Source organism: Pseudodonghicola xiamenensis DSM 18339 (assembly GCF_000429365.1).
Classification (GTDB): Bacteria; Pseudomonadota; Alphaproteobacteria; order Rhodobacterales; family Rhodobacteraceae; genus Pseudodonghicola; species Pseudodonghicola xiamenensis.
Genome location: NZ_AUBS01000032.1, coordinates 1 through 21169 on the forward strand (window position 1 = coordinate 1; position 21169 = coordinate 21169).

The 21169-nt window shown below is 63.3% G+C and carries 22 protein-coding genes; 11 read left to right on the top strand and 11 right to left on the bottom strand.

Annotation, left to right across the window (positions count from 1 at the left end; translation table 11 throughout):
• The 4 genes from G455_RS0118000 to G455_RS0118015 all read right to left on the bottom strand — a co-directional run.
• Window positions 1–255 (bottom strand): transposase (locus tag G455_RS0118000; protein WP_028094968.1); only part of this gene is annotated, 255 nt, incomplete at its 3' end.
• Between the two features lie 231 nt (window positions 256–486).
• Entirely contained in the window at window positions 487–3849 is a 3363-nt protein-coding gene (gene carB / locus G455_RS0118005; protein WP_028094969.1) for a carbamoyl-phosphate synthase large subunit, read from the bottom strand.
• A gap of 190 nt (window positions 3850–4039) precedes the next feature.
• Complete coding sequence (locus tag G455_RS0118010) at window positions 4040–5593, bottom strand: M10 family metallopeptidase C-terminal domain-containing protein (RefSeq protein ID WP_028094970.1); 1554 nt, start codon at window positions 5591–5593, stop codon at window positions 4040–4042.
• A 267-nt stretch (window positions 5594–5860) separates the two neighbouring features.
• Window positions 5861–7111: an SAM-dependent methyltransferase gene (locus tag G455_RS0118015; RefSeq protein ID WP_028094971.1), complete on the bottom strand. Its 1251-nt coding sequence runs from the start codon at window positions 7109–7111 to the stop codon at window positions 5861–5863.
• Window positions 7112–7288: 177 nt separating this feature from the next.
• Here G455_RS0118015 and aspS point away from each other — a divergent pair, with 177 nt between their 5' ends.
• Window positions 7289–9070, top strand: coding sequence for an aspartate--tRNA ligase (gene aspS / locus G455_RS0118020; protein WP_028094972.1), 1782 nt, complete (start codon window positions 7289–7291; stop codon window positions 9068–9070).
• Window positions 9071–9229: 159 nt separating this feature from the next.
• Here the strand turns inward: aspS and G455_RS0118025 are convergent, their stop codons facing one another.
• Both G455_RS0118025 and G455_RS0118030 read right to left on the bottom strand, forming a co-directional pair.
• The gene (locus tag G455_RS0118025; RefSeq protein WP_028094973.1) at window positions 9230–9943 is read right to left on the bottom strand and encodes a BglII/BstYI family type II restriction endonuclease; all 714 of its coding nucleotides are present in this window, start codon (window positions 9941–9943) and stop codon (window positions 9230–9232) included.
• Between the two features lie 3 nt (window positions 9944–9946).
• Window positions 9947–10579 (bottom strand): MT-A70 family methyltransferase, encoded by a 633-nt coding sequence (locus tag G455_RS0118030; protein WP_028094974.1) that lies wholly within the window; start codon window positions 10577–10579, stop codon window positions 9947–9949.
• A 340-nt stretch (window positions 10580–10919) separates the two neighbouring features.
• On the opposite strand from G455_RS0118030, the gene G455_RS0118035 reads away from it, so the two are divergent.
• Window positions 10920–12218 (top strand): DUF1800 domain-containing protein, encoded by a 1299-nt coding sequence (locus tag G455_RS0118035; RefSeq protein WP_229861832.1) that lies wholly within the window; start codon window positions 10920–10922, stop codon window positions 12216–12218.
• 11 nt (window positions 12219–12229) lie between these two features.
• Window positions 12230–13405 (top strand): DUF1501 domain-containing protein, encoded by a 1176-nt coding sequence (locus G455_RS0118040; protein ID WP_035366980.1) that lies wholly within the window; start codon window positions 12230–12232, stop codon window positions 13403–13405.
• 130 nt (window positions 13406–13535) lie between these two features.
• On the opposite strand, the gene G455_RS0118045 is transcribed toward G455_RS0118040, so the two are convergent.
• The gene (locus G455_RS0118045) at window positions 13536–14255 is read right to left on the bottom strand and encodes a response regulator (RefSeq protein ID WP_028094977.1); all 720 of its coding nucleotides are present in this window, start codon (window positions 14253–14255) and stop codon (window positions 13536–13538) included.
• Between the two features lie 165 nt (window positions 14256–14420).
• On the opposite strand from G455_RS0118045, the gene mce reads away from it, so the two are divergent.
• Window positions 14421–14825 carry a methylmalonyl-CoA epimerase gene (gene mce, locus G455_RS0118050; protein ID WP_028094978.1) on the top strand — a complete coding sequence of 135 codons (405 nt, stop codon included), beginning with the start codon at window positions 14421–14423 and terminating at the stop codon, window positions 14823–14825.
• A 44-nt stretch (window positions 14826–14869) separates the two neighbouring features.
• Window positions 14870–15145 carry a DUF1467 family protein gene (locus G455_RS0118055; RefSeq protein WP_028094979.1) on the top strand — a complete coding sequence of 92 codons (276 nt, stop codon included), beginning with the start codon at window positions 14870–14872 and terminating at the stop codon, window positions 15143–15145.
• A gap of 50 nt (window positions 15146–15195) precedes the next feature.
• Here the strand turns inward: G455_RS0118055 and G455_RS0118060 are convergent, their stop codons facing one another.
• Together G455_RS0118060 and G455_RS0118065 are read right to left on the bottom strand one after the other, a co-directional pair.
• Window positions 15196–15897: an EI24 domain-containing protein gene (locus tag G455_RS0118060; RefSeq protein ID WP_028094980.1), complete on the bottom strand. Its 702-nt coding sequence runs from the start codon at window positions 15895–15897 to the stop codon at window positions 15196–15198.
• Entirely contained in the window at window positions 15894–16472 is a 579-nt protein-coding gene (locus tag G455_RS0118065; RefSeq protein ID WP_028094981.1) for a nitroreductase family protein, read from the bottom strand. The genes G455_RS0118060 and G455_RS0118065 overlap by 4 nt, the downstream gene beginning before the upstream one ends.
• A gap of 210 nt (window positions 16473–16682) precedes the next feature.
• Between G455_RS0118065 and G455_RS0118070 the strand changes: the two genes are divergently transcribed.
• Entirely contained in the window at window positions 16683–16961 is a 279-nt protein-coding gene (locus G455_RS0118070; RefSeq protein ID WP_035366984.1) for a DUF167 domain-containing protein, read from the top strand.
• 3 nt (window positions 16962–16964) lie between these two features.
• On the opposite strand, the gene G455_RS0118075 is transcribed toward G455_RS0118070, so the two are convergent.
• Window positions 16965–17213, bottom strand: a complete 249-nt coding sequence (locus G455_RS0118075; RefSeq protein ID WP_028094983.1) for a hypothetical protein — start codon at window positions 17211–17213, stop codon at window positions 16965–16967.
• Window positions 17214–17347: 134 nt separating this feature from the next.
• Between G455_RS0118075 and G455_RS24570 the strand changes: the two genes are divergently transcribed.
• From G455_RS24570 to G455_RS0118100, 5 genes are all read left to right on the top strand, one after another.
• A complete protein-coding gene (locus tag G455_RS24570) occupies window positions 17348–18088 on the top strand; it encodes a M48 family metallopeptidase (RefSeq protein ID WP_051312611.1) in 741 nt (246 codons plus the stop codon).
• A complete protein-coding gene (locus G455_RS0118085; protein WP_028094984.1) occupies window positions 18085–18462 on the top strand; it encodes a YigZ family protein in 378 nt (125 codons plus the stop codon). The genes G455_RS24570 and G455_RS0118085 overlap by 4 nt, the downstream gene beginning before the upstream one ends.
• A 69-nt stretch (window positions 18463–18531) precedes the next feature.
• The gene (locus G455_RS0118090; protein WP_028094985.1) at window positions 18532–18795 is read left to right on the top strand and encodes a DUF6455 family protein; all 264 of its coding nucleotides are present in this window, start codon (window positions 18532–18534) and stop codon (window positions 18793–18795) included.
• Window positions 18796–18810: 15 nt separating this feature from the next.
• The gene (locus G455_RS0118095) at window positions 18811–19095 is read left to right on the top strand and encodes a DUF6455 family protein (protein WP_035366982.1); all 285 of its coding nucleotides are present in this window, start codon (window positions 18811–18813) and stop codon (window positions 19093–19095) included.
• Between the two features lie 3 nt (window positions 19096–19098).
• Window positions 19099–19374 carry a DUF6455 family protein gene (locus G455_RS0118100; protein WP_028094987.1) on the top strand — a complete coding sequence of 92 codons (276 nt, stop codon included), beginning with the start codon at window positions 19099–19101 and terminating at the stop codon, window positions 19372–19374.
• A 262-nt stretch (window positions 19375–19636) separates the two neighbouring features.
• On the opposite strand, the gene rimO is transcribed toward G455_RS0118100, so the two are convergent.
• Window positions 19637–21031: a 30S ribosomal protein S12 methylthiotransferase RimO gene (rimO, locus tag G455_RS0118105; RefSeq protein ID WP_028094988.1), complete on the bottom strand. Its 1395-nt coding sequence runs from the start codon at window positions 21029–21031 to the stop codon at window positions 19637–19639.
• Between the last annotated feature and the right edge of the window lie 138 nt (window positions 21032–21169).

The following is a 21169-nucleotide window of genomic DNA, read 5'->3' on the forward strand; positions in this document are numbered from 1 at the left end:
GTCCATCTGCTCCATCAACTGCCGTTCCGAGCGGATCGAGAACAGGATCTGGAGAAGGCTCGCCCGGATCAGGCGCTCCGGCGCAATGGAGGGGCGGCCAAAGTCGGTATAGAGCGCGTCAAACTCGGCATCGAGGCTCGTCAGTGCATCGTTCACGATCTGCCGGATCTTGTGAAGCGGATGACCCACAGGGATCCGCTCCTCAAGGTCAACATAGCTGAACAGCGACTCGCTCGCTTCGTCCGTCCCACGCATCGTCACCCTCACCACCGCTGCCGTGCCGGAAGTGAATCATGTTCTCAAAACCGCGTCGAGACCGGCCTTTTTCAGCAGCCTGCTAAAGGATGTTCGCCCTGAAACGTCAGACCCTTGTGGTTTGACCGCTTCGGTGGGTGCGCGCGGGGCAGGGGCCGACCGCGCAGGGGGCGAGTGCAAAGCAAAACGCCCGGCACGGGGCCGGGCGTTCTTTGGTTTTGCGAGCGTCGATCAAGCCTGCAGGCTTTTCACCCCGACTTCACCTTCGGCCTGCGCCTTGATGGCGAGGGCTGCGGCATGGCTGCCGGCGGCGGTGGTGAAATAGGGGATCTTGTCATAGAGCGCGACTGAACGGATGCCCTTGGAATCCTCGACCGCCTGGGCGCCTTCGGTGGTGTTCATCACCAGTTGCACCTCACCGTCCTTCATCATGTCGACGATATCGGGGCGGCCCTCATAGACCTTGTTGACCTGATCGCAGGGCACCCCGTGACCGGCCAGCCAGCTTTGGGTGCCGCGCGTGGCGATCAGGCTGAAGCCCAGCCCGACCAGCGTCTGCGCCGCCTCAAGCATCAGCGCCGTCTTGTCGGCATCCTTGATCGAGATGAAGGCACGGCCTTCACGCGGCAGCGCCATGCCGGCCCCCATCTGCGCCTTGAGGAAGGCGCGCGGGAAGTCGCGGTCCCAGCCCATCACCTCGCCGGTGGAGCGCATCTCGGGGCCGAGGATGGTGTCGACGCCGGGGAAGCGGGCGAAGGGCATCACCGCCTCCTTGACCGAGAACCAGGGCATGTTGGGATCGGCCAGCGTCATCGGATCGGCCAGCGGCAGGGCGGTGTCGTAATCTGCATCCTGGCGATAGGGTGCCCGCTGCGGGAAGGCGGTGAGCTTTTCGCCCGCCATCACCCGTGCCGCGATCGACGCGATGGCGCTGTCGGTGGCCTTGGCGACGAAGGGCACGGTCCGGCTGGCGCGGGGGTTCACCTCGATCAGATAGATATCGTCGCCCTTGATCGCGAACTGCACGTTCATCAGGCCGACAACATGCAACGCGCGGGCCAATGCCTCGGTCTGGCGCTTGATCTCGGCGATGGTCTCAGGCGACAGCGAATAGGGCGGCAGCGAACAGGCCGAGTCGCCCGAGTGCACGCCGGCCTCTTCGATATGCTGCATGATGCCAGCGACATGCACCGTCTCACCATCGCAAAGCGCATCGACGTCCAGTTCGGTCGCGCCGGACAGATAGCTGTCGAGCAGGACCGGGCTGTCGCCCGAAACCACCACTGCCTCGGAGATATAGCGCTTGAGGTGATCCATATCGCGGACGATTTCCATCGCCCGACCACCCAGCACGTAAGAGGGGCGGATCACCAGCGGGAAGCCGATGCCTTCGGCGATTTCCATTGCCTCGGCGTCGGAATGGGCGATGCCGTTGCGCGGCTGTTTCAGACCCAGCTTGTTGACCAGGTCTTGGAAGCGTTCGCGGTCTTCGGCCAGGTCGATGGCATCAGGCGTGGTGCCCAGGATCGGGATGCCTTCGGCCTCCAGCGCGTTGGCCAGTTTCAGCGGCGTCTGGCCACCGAATTGCACGATCACCCCGTGCAGCGTGCCGTTCTGCTGTTCGACCCGCAAGATCTCCATCACATGTTCGAAGGTGAGTGGTTCGAAATAGAGCCGGTCCGAGGTGTCATAGTCGGTCGAGACCGTCTCCGGGTTGCAGTTGACCATGATGGTCTCATACCCGGCATTGGTCAGCGCGAAGCAGGCGTGGCAGCAGCAGTAATCGAATTCGATCCCCTGACCGATCCGGTTCGGGCCGCCGCCCAGGATCACTACTTTCTTGCGATCCGACGGGCGCGCTTCGCATTCGACCTCGCCCATCATCGGCATTTCGTAGGTGGAATACATATAGGGGGTCTGCGCCTCGAACTCTGCGGCGCAGGTGTCGATCCGCTTGAAGACCGCGTTAACACCCAGGTTCTGGCGAGCGCGGCGCACGTTGTCCTCATCCCGGCCGGTCAGCTTGCCCAGCCGTGCATCGGAAAAGCCTAGCATCTTGAGCGCGCGCAGCTCGTCCTCGGTCACCGGCAGGCCGGTCTTGCGCAGCTTGGCCTCGGCCTCGACGATCTCGCGGATGCGGGCCAGGAACCAGGGGTCGAACTTCGTGACACCATTGATTTCGCTGTCACTGAGCCCGTGACGCATGGCCTGGGCGATGGTGCGGATCCGGTCCGGCGTTTGCTTGCTGAGTGCCTTGATGACGGCGGCCTTGTCATCGGAACCGACTTCGTCCCAGGGGCCGACCGAAAGGCCGGGGATGGTGATCTCGTCGAAACCGGTCAGGCCGGATTCCATCGAAGCCAGCGCCTTTTGCAGGGATTCGTGGATGGTGCGACCGATCGCCATCGCCTCGCCCACCGATTTCATTGCGGTGGTCAGGTAGGGTTCGCTGCCGGGGAATTTCTCGAAGGCGAATTTCGGGATCTTGGTGACGACATAGTCGATGGTCGGTTCGAAGCTGGCGGGGGTCACCTTGGTGATATCGTTGTCAAGCTCGTCCAGCGTATAGCCGACCGCCAGCTTGGCAGCGATCTTGGCGATCGGGAAACCGGTGGCCTTGGACGCCAGCGCCGAAGACCGCGACACCCGCGGGTTCATCTCGATCACAACCATGCGACCGTTTTCCGGGTTCACCGCCCATTGCACGTTCGACCCACCGGTTTCCACGCCGATCTCGCGCAGCACGGCGATCGAGCCGTTGCGCATGATCTGATATTCCTTGTCAGTCAGCGTCAGGGCAGGGGCGACGGTGATCGAATCGCCGGTATGCACGCCCATCGGGTCAATGTTTTCGATGGCGCAGACGATGATCGCATTGTCCGCCTTGTCGCGGACAACCTCCATCTCGAATTCCTTCCAGCCCAGCAGGCTTTCGTCGACCAGGATTTGCCCGACGGGAGAGGCTTCCATGCCAGAGCGGCAGTAATATTCGTAATCGTCTCGGTTATAGGCGACGCCGCCGCCGGTGCCGCCGAGCGTAAAGGCGGGGCGGATGATGGCGGGCAGGCCGATATGTTCCAGCGCTTCCATTGCCTGTTTCAGGCCGGCGGCGATGTCATGCTTGCCATTGGGCAGTTTCGGCGCGGTGACGATATCGGCCTTGGGGTTCTCCAGCCCGATCCGGTCCATCGCCTCGCGGAACAGCTTGCGGTCTTCGGCCATTTCGATGGCGTCCCGCTTGGCGCCGATCATCTCGACGCCGAATTTCTTCAGAACCCCCATCTCTTCCAGTGCGAGCGAGGTGTTCAGCCCGGTTTGGCCGCCCATCGTGGGCAACAGCGCGTCGGGGCGTTCCTTTTCGATGATCTTGGCGACGACTTCCGGTGTGATCGGCTCGATATAAGTGGCATCGGCCAGGCCGGGGTCGGTCATGATCGTGGCGGGGTTCGAGTTCACCAGGATCACCCGATAGCCTTCTTCGCGCAGGGCCTTGCAGGCCTGGGCGCCGGAATAGTCGAATTCGCAGGCCTGTCCGATCACGATGGGACCGGCGCCGATGATCATGATCGAGGAGATATCGGTTCTTTTGGGCATGGCCTGTTCCTTCGAATTGCTGTGGGCGGGGCGAGTCACCGGGGCGCGCGGGCGCCCAAATTGTCCTGCTTTATAGGGATGGGCCGGAAAGGTGCAAGGGGGAGGAGACAGGTTCCCGAGAACGAAAAATCCCCCGCCGGAGCGGGGGATCTGCAAGGGCCGGACAGTCCGGGCCGGGGTTCGGATCCGTTCAGATCAGATCGAAAGAGAAGTCCGACGCGTCGATATCGGCCACATCGACATCACGCAGAACCGCGAAACGGGTGCCGGACAGCTCCAGCAGCACGTCATCGCCGTTCTGGGTGGCGGTGATGTCGGCAAAGCTGTGCAGCGCCACATCCAGGATTGCGATCTGATCGCTGCCGTCGGTGAAGTCGAGCACGATATCGGCCTTGTCGGCCTTGGTCATGTTGAACTGGAAAGTGTCGTCACCGGCGCCGCCCTTGAGGGTGTCCTTGCCCAGACCGCCGTCCAGCACATCGCTGCCCCGTTCGCCAAAGAGCTTGTCCTTGCCGCGACCGCCCAGCAGGGTGTCGCCGCCATTGTCGCCGAAGATTTTGTCGTTGCCATCCTTGCCACGGATGAGGTTGGCGGCTGCGTTGCCCTCGATCACATCCCGGAAATCAGTGCCGATGGCGTTCTCGATCAGCGTATCGGTGGCGTCGGAGATGCCGCCCTCGATGCTGTCGATGATGTCCGAGCTGTCCGAGCTCAGCGTCACGACGGTGCCGAAGCCGAATTCGTCGACGATGTCCTGATAATCGCTGACCACGCCGGAGGTGACCGCGAAGATCGGGATGATGCCGCCGTCGATCAGGGCCTGCTTGACCTGGGCGAGGGTCGGGTAATCTTCGCCGGTGCCGTTGTCGCCGGGCCCGTCGGTGACCGCGTCGCCGTCATTGGGGGCCACCGGGTTGTCGCCGGCCAGGTGCGGGATGGCATCGGTGGTGAGGACCACGACCTTCAGCGCGTCGCTGGACCAGCCGACTTCAGCCGCACGCAGTGCGACCTGCATCAGGCCGGTCATCTGGGCTTCGGGGCCATCTGCACCGCTGCCCACCACCATCGCGTCCAGGGCCGCTTTCCAGGCATCGAAATCCGATGTCAGCCCCAGTTGGGTCAAGTATTCATGGTCCGAGGTGGACCCGAAGGGCGAGGTCGGCTTGTCGATGAAGCTGGCCAGACCCAGCCGCACCGTATCAGCCAGGCCCGACAGTGCCGCGATCAGGTCGTCGGCAAGGCCGCGCACCGTGGACACGTCATCGCTGAACGATCCCGACAGATCCTGCAACAGCACCATTTCCAACGGCCGTTCGCCTTCGCCGCTGACGCCGGTCAATTCGATCACCCGATCATCGACATAGGACATGGAACCGGCGTTCATGTTGATCTGCGCCCCGGTGATGCCGCCGGAGAAATCCAGCGTGTCGCGCCGCCCGGCAGTGTCGGTGATCACCACGTGATCGCCGGCCAGGCCGTTCACGATGAAGTGGTCGTTCCCGTCGCCACCGAAGGCCACGTCATCGCCGGCGCTCAGGTCGAAGACGTCACGACCAGCGCCGCCCAGCAGGGTGTCATCGCCCAGACCGCCAGACAGTACATCATCCCCGTCGCCACCCTGCAGCGTGTCGTCGCCGCTTTGGCCGAACAGGATGTCGTCGCCTCCCAGGCCGAAAATCTGATCATTGAAGAGCGTACCCGCCAGAACGTCGTCTTCGCCGTCGATACCAAAAATCTCTTTCATACCTGCGCCCTCCCGCGCTTTAGGTTAATTTCCGTAGTAAATTCACCGGGAACCCCCGGTGCCATTTGAAATAATAATAACCAAGAATAACCGATTCTTTGTTCTAGGTCATGGTGAGATTAAGACAGTTGCCTAGGCGGTCGTAAAGCCCGTTCATGAATAATCGGGCGCGCGGCGCATTTGGACGGTCTCTCCATTTGAGAGCTACATTCGGTTGAGCGTTATGTATATGCTTTACACCTACGGCCCTATGCGCCGCCGCTTGCGTTATTCGGCCGCCTGACTGGTCGGGTCAGCCTGGGCCTGCAACGGGATGCCGGTGGGCTGATACATATAATCCCGCGTCAGCGGCACCGCAGCGCGCTGATGACCAAGCTGGAGCTGGAAGACCACCTGCTTCTCTTCCTCGAAGGTCATGAAGCAGGCGATCAGATAAAAGCGCCACATGCGGATGAAGCGATCGTCATAGCTTTGCCGGACGATGTCGATCTTTTCGTCGAAGCGGGCGAGCCAGTGGCGCAGAGTCATCGCATAGTGCAGACGCAGGATTTCGATATCCAGGGACCAAAGCCCGGATCGTTCGATCGCCGGAGCGAGTTGCGACAGGCTGGGAATATAGCCGCCGGGGAAAATGTACTTGGTGATCCACTCCGCCTGCGGCCCTGCGGGATCGAGGCTGCCGATGGTATGGATCAGGGCGACGCCGGTCTCGTTCAGCAGATGCGAGATCTGGTTGAAATACACACCATAGAAGGGCACCCCCACATGCTCCAGCATGCCGACCGAGACGATACGGTCGAAAGTCTGGTTCAGGGCGCGGTAATCCTGCAGGCGGAAATCGGTTCGCCCAGCGACCCCTGCCGCCTCGGCGCGGCGCCGTGCGGTGGCAAGCTGGTTTTCCGACAGGGTGACCCCGGTGACATCGGCGCCGTAATCGCGCGCCAGCGTGATCGCCATGCCACCCCAGCCGCAGCCGATATCCAGCACCTTCATGCCCGGCTCGATCTGCAGCTTGGCCGCGATATGGGCCTTCTTGGCAACCTGCGCGTCCTCCAGGCTCATGTCCGGATCGGTGAAATAGGCGCAGCTGTATTGCATGTCCTCATCCAGGAACAGGCGATACAGATCGTCGGAGATATCGTAATGATGCGCCACGTTCTGGCGTGCGTGCTTGGGTGTGTTCAGCTTCGCCCAGGCCTGTACCGCATAACGCAGCTTGTTATAGAAGCGGGCCCAGATCGGGATATCCATGTTACGGGCATTGCGCAGCAGGACTCGCAGCAGCGCCTCGGGATCGTCCCCTGCGATCTGCAATGTCCCGTCCATATAGCTTTCGCCGAGGGCGAGTTCGGGTTTCAGGCACAGCGCCCTGAGCGCCTGTTCATCGGTGAGCCTGACTTCGCAACTCGGGTCGGTGGTTGAGCCATAAGTCTTGGTTTCACCATCGGGGAAGGTAACCGTCAGCTGACCTTTCTTGATCAGCTTCAGCATCATGCGATCGAATATCGTTTTCCACATCGGGCAAACCTCCGCAGTTCGGGTTCGCTGCTTCTCGCGCCGTTAAAAGCTACACTGAAACGTTCAATTTCCCAAGTCTAGCGCAATTCCCGTTGCGTCACCTCCTGCTTACTTGACTTCTGAAGCGCGGCGCGGTGTATCAGCGCCACATTTCTGATCACTCAAAGGATCGCCACGATGCACGCCTATCGCAGTCATACCTGCGCCGACCTCACCGCCGCCAACGTTGGGCAGGCCGTTCGCCTGTCTGGTTGGGTTCATCGGATTCGCGACCATGGCGGCATCCTGTTCATCGACCTGCGCGATCATTATGGCATCACCCAGGTGCTGTGCGATCCCGATAGCGCGGCCTTCGCCGAGGTCGAGAAAGTTCGCTCGGAATGGTGCATCCGCATCGACGGCGAGGTGAAGGCGCGCGACGAGAGCCTGATCAACCCCAAGCTGCCCACCGGCGAGATCGAGGTTTTCGTTCGCGACATCGAAGTGCTGGGCGCCGCCAAGGAATTGCCGCTGATCGTCTTCGGCGATCAGGAATATCCGGAAGAAACTCGTCTGCGCTATCGTTACCTCGATCTGCGGCGCGAGGCGATGCAGCGCAACATGACCCTGCGTTCCGACGTGGTCAGCTCGATGCGCCGGCGGATGTGGGACAAGGGGTTCCGCGAATACCAGACCCCGATCATCACCGCGTCGAGCCCCGAGGGCGCGCGCGACTTCCTGGTGCCGTCGCGTCTGCACCCGGGCAAGTTCTATGCCCTGCCGCAGGCGCCGCAGCAGTTCAAGCAATTGCTGATGGTCTCGGGCTTCGACAAGTATTTCCAGATCGCTCCCTGCTTCCGCGATGAGGACCCGCGCGCCGACCGCTCGCCGACCGACTTCTATCAGCTCGACCTCGAGATGAGCTTTGTCACCCAGCAGGACGTGTTTGATACCGTCTCGCCGGTGCTGGCGGGCGTGTTCGAGGAGTTCGGTGGCGGCCGCAAGGTCGACAATCCGGCCGAGTGGCCGCAAATTTCCTATCGAGACGCGGCGCTGTGGTATGGCACCGACAAGCCCGACTTGCGCAACCCGATCAAGATGCAGGTCGTCAGCGAACATTTCGCTGGTTCCGGCTTTGCCATTTTCGCCAAGCTGCTGGAGCAGGAAGGCACCGAAATCCGTGCCATCCCGGCGCCCACCGGCGGCAGCCGCAAGTTCTGTGACCGCATGAATGCCTTCGCCCAGAAGGAAGGTCTGCCCGGCATGGGCTATATCTTCTGGCGCGAGGCGAATGGTGAGATGGAAGCGGCCGGCCCCCTGGCCAAGAACATCGGACCGGAACGCACCGAGGCGATCCGCCAGCAACTGGGCCTGGGCGTGGGTGACGCGGCCTTCTTCCTGGGCGGCAAGCCCGAGGCATTCCAGACCGTTGCCGGCAAGGCCCGCACCGTGATCGGTGACGAGCTGGGGCTGACCGACACCAACCGTTTCGCCTTTGCCTGGATCGTCGACTTCCCGATCTACGAAAAGGACGACGAAACCGGCAAGATCGACTTTGAACACAACCCCTTCTCGATGCCGCAGGGTGGCATGGAGGCGCTGATGGGCGATCCGCTCAAGGTGCTGGGCTATCAGTACGATCTGGCCTGTAACGGCTACGAGCTGGTTTCGGGCGCGATCCGGAACCACAAGCCGGAAATCATGTTCAAGGCCTTCGAGATCGCCGGCTATGGCGAAGACGAGGTGCGCAAGCGGTTCGGCGGCATGGTCAACGCCTTCCAGTTCGGCGCCCCGCCGCACGGTGGTTGCGCCGCCGGCATCGACCGCATCGTCATGCTGCTGGCCGATGAGCTGAACATCCGCGAGGTCATCCTGTTCCCGATGAACCAGCGCGCCGAGGATCTGATGATGGGCGCCCCGTCGGAGCCGAGCGCAGAGCAGCTGATGGAACTGAACCTGCGGGTGATCCCGCAGGAGTGATCCGGGCAACAGTTTCGAGCAGTAAAGCGGCGGCCTTCGGGCCGTCGTTTTCGTTTGGGGCTAGGGGGAAGGGCGGGCGCTCGCCCGGCGGCCCTGCGGGCCTTGTTCCGGGCGGAAGAATGGCGTTCGGCTTCTGTCGTGCGTTCCGGCCCCGCAGGATCACTCCGGGGTGATGTTCTCCGGCAGGATGCCGATTGCCAGCACCGGGCAGCCGCCGCTGCGGCCGGCGGCGATCCGGCTGATCAGCTTGTGGGTGCCGGTGGTGCTGGCGCCGAACTTGGCGGCAACGGTCTGGTCGGTCTCGCGCCCCAGCCGGTCGAGACAATGGCCCAGCGACTTGAAGAACTCGTTCGACAGCTCACGCGTGACGATGACGCCCACGTCGATCACGCCGGCTTCGAAGAAGCTGCGGAAGGCGTAAAGATCGCGGTCATAGGTCTGGTCCTTGCTGTTCCATTCGTAATCGAAGGCGACCCGACCCTTCCAGAAGTCGATCATGTGGTTGTGGATGTAATCCTGGCGCAGGATGCGGTCGACCTCCTGCGCAGACTGGCCCTTGCCGGCCTTCAGCTTGACCACCAGGTCGGCCTCGATATGCACCTCTTCATGAAAGCCTGCCGCGCCTGCCAGCCTGGCAAAACGCGTGGTCGCCTCCATCCGGTTGCCGCCGGGGCTGCGGATTTCGGTCGACGAGATGGTGAAGGCGCGCAGCACCTGCTTGATCGTCTCGAATTCCTCTGGTGCGCGCTGCTGCAGCACCGCCGTCGCGCTGCGATAACTGCGCACCGAATAACGGCGCAGCAGGTCGTCGTCGAACGCGGCTTCGGCCAGCTCTTGCGGGTCGAAGACCAGATCTGAAATGTCGCGGGCCACGGGCTATTCCGCCGCAACGCCCGAGTTATAGGCGTAGGTCTTCCAGCCGGGCTTGTAATCGGCATCCGCCTGATTGCCCCAGACGGTCCAGCCCTCGCGCACGCCACGGCCGAAAAGCTCCAGATAGGGGCCCCAGGAGCAGCCCTCGATCAGCTCGTATTGCTCATCTGGCTTGCGCGAATGTTCGCGCTTGCGCGACTGGATCATGTTCACCTGGCGACGGCCCAGATCCAGCGTGCGGGCGTTCTTGCCACGGGTGCCGAACAACAAAAGCTCGGTCACATTGCGGAAATAGAAGCCGACGCCGCGCCCGTCGCTGCCGCCATCCTTGCGGATCTTGTGCCAGACGATGTTCGATTTGTATTCGAACCCCCAGGCGCGCAGCACTTCCAGCCCCTCGGGCAACAGCGCGTTGGGCACCCAGACATAGCAATGCGCCTTGTCCTCGAGATGTTCGGCGACCGGCAGCGCGCAGATCTCCTCAAGTTCCATGGTGGGATAGCGGGCCAGTCGCTTGTGTTCGGGGGCAACCTTGCCGGTGCGGTTGGTGAATCGCCAAGGCGGGTCCGCCATCACGCAGCCGAACCGCGAATCCCCCAGGAATTTGGCCAAATCGTGTGCGGCTGTCTGTGTCATACGCAATATACTGCTTGAATTTCGTCGGGCTGTCACTCGGATTCCCACCCGAGCTTACGCGGAGGTTTTGGGAACATAGCGGGAACGGCATCGCAAGGCCACCATCTTTTGCCCATGATGCCGTGGGCTGGCCCTGTTGCGGGCGGGTTTTCGCCCGCACACCACAGTGTGACGGGCCTTTGTTCACGGGCCCGCTGTCCGATGCGGCGCGATGGTGTAGGCTGTTGGCATATCCCTTGTTCCGAAGGATGACTGAGTGAGCTTTTCCCCTGAACGGGCCGAGATTCGGTTTGGTTGCGGCCTGTCTCCGATTCGGCCGGCGCCGGAGTCTGCGACGGCAATGCTGACCGGCCTTGATGGCCTGGACGAGATGGCGGAGCGGTTCCCGGTGATGCCCTATTCGGTCTATATCGAACGGCGTCAGCGGGATCGGAAGCTGAGAAAAAAGCTCAAGACGGCCTCGGGTGCACGAGCGCAAGAGATCAAGGCCCAGCTCAAGGCGCATTCGGGTGAAAGCGTCCGGACCACGCGGCAGGGGGTGGTGCAGACCGTGCTGCGCTGGAGCCAGAGCGGGCAGGGGTTTCGCGAAAGGCTGGCACGTTTCTGGGCCGATCATTTCACAGTCGTGGGCAAATCAGCGCTGACCCGCAGCGTGGTCTCCACCTATCTGGACGAGGCGATCCGGCCGCATCTGGCGGGCAGCTTCGGTGATATGCTGGTGGCGGTGACCACGCATCCCATGATGCTGAAATATCTCGATCAGGAGAACTCCGTCGGTCCCGGCAGCCGCTTTGCCAACCGGGCGGACCGGGAGCGCGGGTTGAACGAAAACCTCGCCCGCGAGGTGATGGAGCTTCACACGCTCGGGGTTGGCGGTGCCTATTCGCAGGATGACGTGCGTCAGTTGGCCGAATTGTTCACCGGCATGGGAGTCGATGCCTCCGGGGCGTTCACCTTCCGGCCGAACCGGGCAGAACCGGGGGCGGAAACCGTTCTGGGGCATCGCTATGGCGGTGATCCGGCGGGGTTTGCGGCCATCGAACAGGCCTTGCGGGCTCTGGCGGTGCATCCGTCGACTGCCAGCCATATCGCCCACAAGCTGGCGGTGCACTTCGTCTCGGACAGCCCTGATCCGGCGCTGGTCGATCACGTTACCGCCCGGTATCGTGAGACCGACGGCGATCTGCGCGCGGTCTACGCGGCGCTGCTGGAGCATCCTGCCGCTTGGGCCGATGGCCCGGGAAACGTCAAGCCTGGCTTTGACTTCATCGCTTCGGCCTGCCGGGCGTTGGCACTGGGGCCGGACAGGCTGCATGCGTTGCAGCCCAAGCAGATCAACCGGTTCTTTCTGTTGCCGCTGACCAAGATGGGGCAGGCCTGGCAAAAGCCTATCGGCCCCAATGGCTGGCCCGAGGAAGACCGCGCCTGGATCACCCCACCGGGGCTGTCGGCGCGGATCGGCTGGGCGATGTCCGTACCGCGCCGGCTGCGTCCCGAACTGCCCGATCCCCGCGATTTTGTGACCACGGCATTGGGGCTGGGGGTGCCGGAGGCGGTGCAATTCGCCGCCAGCGCCGCGGAGACCGAGGCCGATGCAGTGGGGCTGGTGCTGGCCTCGCCCGCCTTTCAGCGCCGATAAGGAGCCTTGCTATGCCTGATATCCTGTCCCGTCGCGCCTTTCTGACCCGGGCCACCGCCCTGGGGTGTTCGGCTGCGGCCAGCCCGTTGTGGTCCCGGGTCAGTTTCGCCGCCGCCCCTTGGGACACCCGGCTGGTGGTGATTATCCTGCGTGGTGGCATGGACGGGCTTGATGTGGTGCGGCCCTATGGGGCGCCGGAATATGCTGGGCTGCGCGCTGCGCTGGCGGGCGGGGCGCAGGGGGGCGCAGCCGAGCTGGATGGGTTCTTCGGCCTGCATCCGGCGCTGTCCGAACTGATGCCGCTCTGGCGCAAGGGGCAGTTGGGCTTTGTCCATGCGGTCTCCACCCCCTATCGGGACAAGCGCAGCCATTTCGACGGGCAGGACATCCTCGAGGCCGGCACCGCCCGCCTGCAGACCGGGGTGCACGATGGCTGGCTCAATCGCATGTTGCAGCATCTGCCCGGGATCGAGGCACGCACGGCCTTCGCCCTGGGCCATGGAGAGATGAAGGTCCTTGCAGGACCGGCCACCATTGCCAATTGGGCACCGGATTCCGATCTGGTGATGAGCCCGCAGGCGGAACGGTTGATGGCACGGGTGATGCAGGACGATCCGGCCTTTCACGCCGCCTTTTCCGAGGCGCTGATGTTGTCTGCCGATACGTCGGATGGCAGCGGGGGCGGGGGCTCGGGGGCGGTGCAGATCGCCCAGTTCGCCGCCGAGCAGATGCGTGCGGATACCCGCATCGTGTCGTTTTCGCTCAATGGCTGGGACACCCACGGCAATCAGTCCAGAACCCTGCTGCCAGCGCTGAAAAGCCTCGCGGCCACGATCACCACGCTACATGACGGGGTGGGGGCGGATGTCTGGGACAAGACTGCCGTGGTGGCGATGACCGAATTCGGACGCACCGCTGCGATCAACGGCACCGGTGGCACCGATCACGGCACCGGCGGAGTGATGGTGCTGGCCGGTGGTGCATTGCGCGGTGGCCGGGTGCACGGGCACTGGCCCGGTCTGGCCGAGGCTGATCTCTATGCCCGGCGCGATCTGATGCCGACCGGCGATGTGCGCGCCGCCGCGGCCTGGATTTTGCGCGGGGCCTCAGGGCTGGATCGCGCGGTGTTGGAGCAGGCGGTATTTCCGGGGCTCGATATGGGCGGCGATCCCGGGCTGATGCTCTGATCCGGTCCGGCCGCTTCCGGACGTGGCGGCGGTGGCCGTGAGCCCCCCGAACTTGGTGGTGCTGGGCCCCGGGCCGGCGCCATGGCAGGGCTTGTCGGTTACAGGTCCGGTGCGCGGGCCTGGCCCGTTTTCACAGCAGGTGATCGCCCTGCATGCGCTGCTGTACCAGTCCCGCGATCCGCGCTGCCATCGCCCCGACAGGCGCCCCGTCGCGACGGATCTGTGCCAGCTCTGCCGCGGCTTCGGCCAGATCGTCATCGGCGGCGCTGCGGGCAACACCGCGCAGGAATTGCGCCACATAGTCCAGTACGCGCCCGTCATGGGTTTCCGTCAGGATGTCGGCGACATGGGCCATGTCATCGCGGAAGGCGATCGGATCGGGGTGGATGATCTCGTCTTCGCCGACGCTGGGCGGCGCGCCCAGCAGATCGACGGGCAGCCGGCGCAGGATCATGGTCTGGAAATCAGCCAGAGAGCTCAGCGGTTTGGGCAGGAACCCGTCGGCACCGGCTGCGATCGAGAAGTCTTCGGAAAAGCTGTCGCCGGACAGGCCGAGGATGGCGGAAATCCGCGGGCGGGCGCTGGCCATTTCCTCGATCAGGTCGGCGCCGGAGCCGTCCGGCAGGCCGAGATCGACAATCAGCACCGATGGCCGGTAGGCCTGCAGATGCAGCCGGGCGGATTTCAGACTGTCGGCGCGGCGAATGCGGGCGCCGCTGCGCAGGCACAGGAGCCGCAAGGCCTCCGCCGCGAAATTGCTGTCCTCGACGACCAGCACCGTCAGCCCCAACAATGGACGGCGCCCGGGGCCATGCGACCCCCCGGCGCCAAAAAGATCGGTGTCATCCATAGCGTAGCCCCCTAGATGGATTCTCGCAGACGCTAGGTGGATATGCCTAAGGCCGGGTTAACGCTGACGGGGCGGGAGCAAGCTACCGCCGGTGGTGCCGCCACACTTGCTCTTGCATCCGGCAGGGCCCATAACCTGGAAAACCCAGGATTGAGGAGACCCGCCATGATCGGCCGTCTGAACCATGTCGCAATCGCCGTTCCGGATCTGGAGGCCGCGGCAGAGCAATATCGCACCACGCTGGGCGCCAAGGTCGGCGCGCCGCAGGACGAACCCGATCACGGCGTCACCGTGATCTTCATCGAGCTGCCGAACACCAAGATCGAGCTGCTCTACCCGCTGGGCGAGAACAGCCCGATCCAGGGCTTTCTGGACAAGAATCCCTCGGGCGGCATCCATCACATCTGTTATGAGGTGGACGATATCATCGCCGCACGCGATCATCTGAAAGCGTCCGGTGCCCGGGTTCTGGGCACGGGCGAACCGAAGATCGGTGCCCATGGCAAGCCGGTGCTGTTCCTGCATCCGAAGGACTTCAATGGCTGCCTGATCGAGCTTGAACAGGTCTGAGCCCAGGGCTTGGACCGCACATCCGGGCAGGGGAGGAGGCCTGAATGTCGATCACATCCGCCATCGTGCTCTATGCGGTGCTCTGGTTCATGACCTTCTTCATCGCCCTGCCGATCCGTCTGAAGACGCAGGGCGATATGGGAGAGATCGTGCCGGGCACCCATGCCGGGGCGCCGGAACATCATTATCTCAAGAAGAAGGCTGTCATCACCACGGTGGTGGCGGCGGCTCTCTGGGTGCTGGTCGCCTGGGTCATTTCGACAGGGTTGATCACGCTCAGGGATATCGACTGGATGCACCGGCTACCATCGGGGCAATAGGACAACATCAGAAACGGCGCCCTGTGGCGCCGTTTCCGTTTCATTCGGGCTCAGCTCCGGGGAGCGCGTTCGGCCAGCCGATGGAAGATATGGGTGAAGGTTGCTGCCCCCAGGATCGGGATCACCAGGTTCAAAAGCGGCACCGACAGGGGCACGGCCATCAGCGTCCCGGCGGCCCAGATCGTGCCGGAATAACGCGCCCGCATCTGTTTCGCCCCCTCGCGCCCGATCCGGCGCATTGCTGCCAGCATGAAATACTCCCGCCCCAGCAGGAACCCGTTCAACGCCCAGAAGATGAAGACCGAGGCCGGCGGTATCAGCGCGTAGATGATCAGCGCCAGGGTGTTGGCGGCGATCAGTACGCCCATGAAATTGACGCTGTCCTTCAGCCCGTCCCAGAACGACACGCCCGGCACCGGCGGCAGGGTTGGATAATGCTTGTCCTCGACTGCCTGAGCCACCTCGTCGAGGAACATCGAGGTGATGGCCGAGGCGACCGGCACCATCAGGAAGACGGACAGGATCATCATCAGAAAGAAAGATCCGGCGCTGAGCAGATCGTTCAGCCAGGTGACCTGGCCGATCAGCGGCAGGGTGACCTGGTCGCCGACCAGCCCGTTGACCAGCCACAGAACCACTGCATAGGCGGCGACCAGCAGGGCGAAGGTCAATCCGATACCCAGGAACAGAACCTTGCGGAATTTCGGATCGCCGGTCTGTTGCAGGGCAAGGAGGAAGGATTGAAAGATCACTGCTCGACCCATTCGGTGATGGCAGCCAGATCCGGGCGCGGGCGCTCGGGGGCGGCGACGGTTTCTGTGGCGATGTGGATAAGTCCTGCAATGCGTTCGTTTTCGGCAAGCCCCAGCCCGTCTTCGCAGAAACCACGATCATGCGACGCCCAGCCGGTCAGCCAGTTCGCCCCCCAGCCCGAGGCCAGCGCGGCATTCAGCAGCGCCAGGCAGACGGCGCCGGCGGAATAGGTCTGTTCGATCGCCGGGACCTTGTCCGAGGCTTTCTGCACTTCGATCACCGCCACCGCCAGGATGCCCTGATCGAACTGGCTGCGGCCCTTGACGATATCGGTCTCGGACTTGCCAAGCGCTTTGCCGCGGGCCTCCGCCAGATCGGCGAGCCGACCCATGGCGCCCTGTTCGATGACGATGAAGCGCCATGGCTCCAGCTTGCCATGATCGGGGCTGCGCGCGGCGGCTCGCAATAACGGCTCCAGCTCGTCACGGGTCGGGGCCGGGGTGGTCAGCGTCTTGGCAGGGCGCGATCGGCGGGTCAGCAGAAAGTCGAGCGCGGCAGGATTGGGTGCGGGCATCTATGTAAAGCCTTTTTACATTCGGGTCTCCCCCAATCTCTGGTCGCGGGGAGGCAGTTTCAAGGGCAAACTTGCCCGCCGGGTCCCAGTACTCCAGCCGTGCGATTTTGTCCGCTTGTGTGGGACGGCAGGCCGCGCCGGTTGCCTTGAGGCAGGAAGGCCCGACGGAATTCGATGGAACCCGATCCCGATCCGGCGCAAAATGTGCTCATGGCGAAGAAACCGAAAATCCGCGATCTGCCCGACCTGTCGGACCTGGCCCGTCCAGGCACGGAAATCGCTCTGCGGGTGACCCCCAAGGCTGCCCGTACCAGCCTGACGCGCGAGGGCGACAGCCTGCGTGCGACCGTCACGGTGGTGCCCGAAAATGGCAAGGCCAATGCCGCAGTTCAGGCGCTTTTGGCCGCGGCAATGGGGGTTGCGCCCTCACGCCTGGAAATTCGCCGCGGCCAGACCGCGCGCGACAAGGTCTTTGTCTTTCTGGGCTGAACGCTATCCCTTGTCCTCGGGGACTTCCCGGATCTGATAGATGCCTTCGGGCAGATCCAGCGCCGCCGCCAGATCGCGGAGTTGTTCGGGCGAGAGGGTGATCATTTGCACTCGGTCGGTGCGTGGGTCGAGCTGTTCGAGCGTCACGCATTCGGCAAAGGCGTTTATGGTGATGTCCTCCTGCAACGGCAGGCTGCCCTCGTCGACAAGGGTGATCACCGTGGCGTCGAAATCGTGTTCGATCGTAAACATAGGACCAGATTGCCGCCGCTTGGCCGCCAATGCAAGCGTGGAAAACCGGCATTGGTGGGGACAGGGGCTGGCGGGGCGGACCGGCTGTGCTAAGGTCGCCCTAGTAAATCGTTTGTCAGGAAAAGGCCCGAGTGATGCGCTGGATGTTCCTGTTGGCGGCCCTGCTGCTGACCGCCGCTTGCGACACTGGCGGCCTGTTGTCTACTTCCGAGATGGATCCGCACGATCAGGCGCGGATCAACAGCTTTGTCGAGGTTATCCAGAAGGTAGAGCCGGTGGCCGAAACCGAATGCGTCGCCTTCGGTCTGGCGCATAACTGTAATTTCCAGATTCAGGTCGACACCAATCCGGAAGAGCCGCCGAACGCCTTTCAGTCACTGGACCGGAAGGACCGCCCGGTAATCACTTTCACGATGACGCTGATCGAGACGACGCAGAATAATGACGAACTGGCCTTCGTGCTGGCGCATGAGACCTCGCACCATATTCTGGGCCATCTGGCGCGTCAGGCGAAGAATGCCGAGGCCGGGGCGCAGATCCTCGGTCAGATGGCGACGCTGGATGGCGCCAATCCGGTGACCATCGCCCGGGCGCGTCAGATCGGCGCCGAACTCGGCGCGCGGAGCTTTTCCAAGGAATATGAACTTGAAGCCGATCATCTGGGCACGATCATTGCCTATGAGGCGGGGTTCGATCCGTTGAAGGGGGCGGCATATTTCGATCGTCTGCCCGATCCGGGCGACCAGTTTCTGGGCAGTCATCCGCCCAATGCCGCCCGCAAGAAAATCGTTCTTCAAACCATGCGTGACATTCGCGCCGCCGTCGCGTCGGGGCAGCCGATCACCCTGGGCACCCTGGCCGGGGCGGGGGGATGACATCGCCGTCACTGACCTGTCTGGGCATTGTGGTGACAGACCGCGGTTCGCGTTATGCGGTCAGCGGCGCGCCGGTCCGGTCGCGCGCTGAGATCGACATGGCGCTGGCGGCGCTCAAGACGGACAGATCCTATGCCAAGGCGACTCACAACACCTGGGCCGCGCTATTGCCGACCGGGGCGTTGAAGGCCGATGACGGAGAAAGCGGGGCGGGCATGGTCATTCTGCGAATGCTGGAACGGGCGGGGCTTGATGATCACTTGATCGTGGTAACCCGTTGGTATGGTGGCAAGAATCTGGGCGGAGACCGGTTTCGGCGGGTCCAGGATGCGGTCCGCGCCTATCTCGACACGACCGGTCTGGCAGCGGATTGACCTGCATCAAGGGGCGCGTGTCGTCTCTTCTGTAAGTTGGGGCCGTGCCGATAAGGGAGGGCCCCCGGAATGCAGGATCGTGACAGCTTGAAGCGCCACGCGGCGTTGGTCGACCGAATGGCTGAAACACTTGGCATTGATCTGCAGGAGGCCGCGCTGGAGGGCAGCGTGGCGATGGATGAGATTGCCGATGCGGTGTTGCGCTGTACCGGGTGTTCCGATCCGTCGCATTGTGCCGGTTGGCTGGATGGCCATGGCCATGGCGCAGCGCAAACGCCGGGATATTGCCGCAACAGAGATTTGATGGCGCGGCTGCGACCCGGGGTTGCCTGAGCTGGGGGAGGACTGATGACAAGCGTTTTGGGAAATGTGATGACGCATGTGCGGCTGGTGTCGCGGATGGCGCGGGCAACCGGCACCGATCTGGTTGGCGCCTACCGCGCCGGCGACCTGACGCAAGAGGCCTGGGTCGACATGGTGCAAGCCTGTCGGGGCTGCAGTTGGGCCGGCGCCTGTGGTGACTGGCTGGAGGCGCATGAATACGCCGATCGTGCCCCGACGGAATGCCCGAACCGGGGGCGTTTTCTTGACCTGCAGGCGCTGGCTGCGCTGCGGATGCCCGAGGAGGCCTGAGCAATGGATGGCGGTGCCATTCCCTCGGAAATGGGGCGTCCATTCTGGCTGACCCGTTCGATGGCGCGGGTGGCCGGTGTCAACCTGACCCAGGCAATGGCCGAGGGTGGCCTGAGCGCCGATGACTATGTGGGGATGATCGAACGTTGTCGAAGCGGTGGCTGTCATGCCGCCTGCGCCGAGTGGCTGGCGGGGCAGGCCGATTGGCCTGTCGCACCGCCGTCGTTTTGCGCCCATGTGGAAATCCTGGCCCGGCTCAGCCATCTTCAGGTCGATTAAACGCGGTTCAGAGCCTGGCGCGGGTATCGTCGCCGGATGGCTGGGGATGGCGCGCTGCCGGGCGATGACGGCAGCCCTGCCCGGGCGAAAGCTGTCAGCTCCGTCGGCGAGGCGCTGATGGGGCGGAGCTGACACGGGTCAACCGCCCCGATGCCGCCGCATGGACCCCTCTGAGAAAACTCAGAGATGCCGTCGGGATAAAATCCCCGGAATGTTGAAAAAAGACAATCTTGTGGCGGAAATTTGCGGGAAAATCGGGCCCCTATGCCTGCAAAATGCGGCCCCACAGATCGTATTCGCTGGCCTCTTCGACCTCGACAGTGACGATATCGCCGGGTTTGAGCCCATCGAACCCCTCGTCAATGAACAGGTTGCCGTCGATCTCAGGGGCGTCGGCCATGGTGCGGCAGGTCGCGGCGTCGGCATCCACATCGTCGACGATGACTTGGCAGGTGGTGCCCACCTTGGCCTCGAGCTTGGCGGCGGAAATCGCCTGCGCCTTTTCCATGAAGCGTTCCCAGCGGTCCTGCTTGATCTCGTCCGGCACGTGGTCGGGCAGGTCGTTCGACCGGGCACCTTCGACGTTCTCGTATTGAAAGCAGCCGACGCGATCCAGTTGCGCCTCATCCAGCCAGTCTAGCAGGGTCTGGAATTCCGCCTCGGTTTCACCGGGATAGCCGACGATGAAGGTCGAACGCAGGGTGATATCAGGGCAGGTGGCGCGCCAGGCGGCGATTTCGTCCAAGGTCTTGGCGGCGGCAGCGGGGCGCGCCATCCGCTTCAGCACATCGGGATGCGCATGCTGGAACGGGATGTCCAGATAGGGCAACAGGCCGCTGTCGGGATCCGCCATCAGCGGGATCAGCTCACGCACATGGGGATAAGGATAGACATAATGCAGCCGCACCCAGGCGCCCATCTGCCCCAGTTCGCGTGATAGATCCGTGATATGGCTGCGGATCTCTCGATCCTTCCAGGGATTGCTGTCGTACTTTCGGTCCAGCCCGTAAGCGCTTGTATCTTGGGAAATAACCAGAAGTTCGCGCACCCCGGCCTCGACCAGTTTCTCGGCCTCGCGCAGCACCGCATGACCCGGGCGCGATGCCAGCCGGCCGCGCATGTCGGGGATGATGCAGAACTTGCACTTGTGATTGCAGCCCTCGGAAATCTTCAGATAGCTGTAATGCCGTGGCGTCAGCTTGACGCCCGAGGCCGGTAGCAGATCAACGAAGGGATCGGGATCGGGTGGCACCGCGCCATGCACCGCGTCCAGCACCTGTTCGTATTGATGCGGACCGGTCACCGCCAGGATGCGCGGGTGGTGTTCGCGGATATAATCGGGCTCTGCCCCAAGGCAACCGGTGACGATGACCTTACCGTTCTCCTGCAGCGCCTCGCCAATGGCATCGAGCGATTCCGCCTTGGCGCTGTCGAGAAAGCCGCAAGTGTTCACGATGACCGCATCCGCCCCGGCATAATCGGCCGAGATGCCATAGCCTTCGGCCCTGAGCCGGGTGAGGATCCGTTCGCTGTCGACCAGCGCCTTGGGGCAGCCCAATGACACCATGCCGATGGTGGGCTGGCCCGCGCGCGGGCGGTCGGCCAGTTGGGCCTTGGGGGCGATGTCGGGGCGCAGGTTCGGCGGATTCGTGGTCATTGCGCGCATATAGTCCCCGAAGGGCTGCGTGGGAACCGTTTTCGATGGAAATCGCGCAATGGTGGATGCGCGCCGCACCGCCGGCACGGTCCTGGGCGTCGTCCGGCGATTGCACCTGCCAGCCGAGAGTTTAGGGTG

Bases quoted from the DNA above. Each gene is read 5' to 3' on its own strand.
- G455_RS0118055 (WP_028094979.1), top strand. From the start codon at position 14,870: ATGTCGATCACATCCGCCATCGTGCTCTATGCGGTGCTCTGGTTCATG.
- G455_RS0118030 (WP_028094974.1), bottom strand. From the start codon at position 10,579: ATGACACAGACAGCCGCACACGATTTGGCCAAATTCCTGGGGGATTCG.
- aspS (WP_028094972.1), top strand. From the start codon at position 7,289: ATGCACGCCTATCGCAGTCATACCTGCGCCGACCTCACCGCCGCCAAC.
- G455_RS0118010 (WP_028094970.1), bottom strand. From the start codon at position 5,593: ATGAAAGAGATTTTTGGTATCGACGGCGAAGACGACGTTCTGGCGGGT.
- G455_RS0118035 (WP_229861832.1), top strand. From the start codon at position 10,920: ATGCTGACCGGCCTTGATGGCCTGGACGAGATGGCGGAGCGGTTCCCG.
- G455_RS0118075 (WP_028094983.1), bottom strand. From the start codon at position 17,213: ATGTTTACGATCGAACACGATTTCGACGCCACGGTGATCACCCTTGTC.
- G455_RS0118070 (WP_035366984.1), top strand. From the start codon at position 16,683: ATGGCGAAGAAACCGAAAATCCGCGATCTGCCCGACCTGTCGGACCTG.
- G455_RS0118045 (WP_028094977.1), bottom strand. From the start codon at position 14,255: ATGGATGACACCGATCTTTTTGGCGCCGGGGGGTCGCATGGCCCCGGG.
- G455_RS0118040 (WP_035366980.1), top strand. From the start codon at position 12,230: ATGCCTGATATCCTGTCCCGTCGCGCCTTTCTGACCCGGGCCACCGCC.
- G455_RS0118100 (WP_028094987.1), top strand. From the start codon at position 19,099: ATGGATGGCGGTGCCATTCCCTCGGAAATGGGGCGTCCATTCTGGCTG.
- G455_RS0118085 (WP_028094984.1), top strand. From the start codon at position 18,085: ATGACATCGCCGTCACTGACCTGTCTGGGCATTGTGGTGACAGACCGC.
- carB (WP_028094969.1), bottom strand. From the start codon at position 3,849: ATGCCCAAAAGAACCGATATCTCCTCGATCATGATCATCGGCGCCGGT.
- rimO (WP_028094988.1), bottom strand. From the start codon at position 21,031: ATGACCACGAATCCGCCGAACCTGCGCCCCGACATCGCCCCCAAGGCC.
- G455_RS0118095 (WP_035366982.1), top strand. From the start codon at position 18,811: ATGACAAGCGTTTTGGGAAATGTGATGACGCATGTGCGGCTGGTGTCG.
- mce (WP_028094978.1), top strand. From the start codon at position 14,421: ATGATCGGCCGTCTGAACCATGTCGCAATCGCCGTTCCGGATCTGGAG.
- G455_RS24570 (WP_051312611.1), top strand. From the start codon at position 17,348: ATGCGCTGGATGTTCCTGTTGGCGGCCCTGCTGCTGACCGCCGCTTGC.
- G455_RS0118090 (WP_028094985.1), top strand. From the start codon at position 18,532: ATGCAGGATCGTGACAGCTTGAAGCGCCACGCGGCGTTGGTCGACCGA.
- G455_RS0118015 (WP_028094971.1), bottom strand. From the start codon at position 7,111: ATGTGGAAAACGATATTCGATCGCATGATGCTGAAGCTGATCAAGAAA.
- G455_RS0118065 (WP_028094981.1), bottom strand. From the start codon at position 16,472: ATGCCCGCACCCAATCCTGCCGCGCTCGACTTTCTGCTGACCCGCCGA.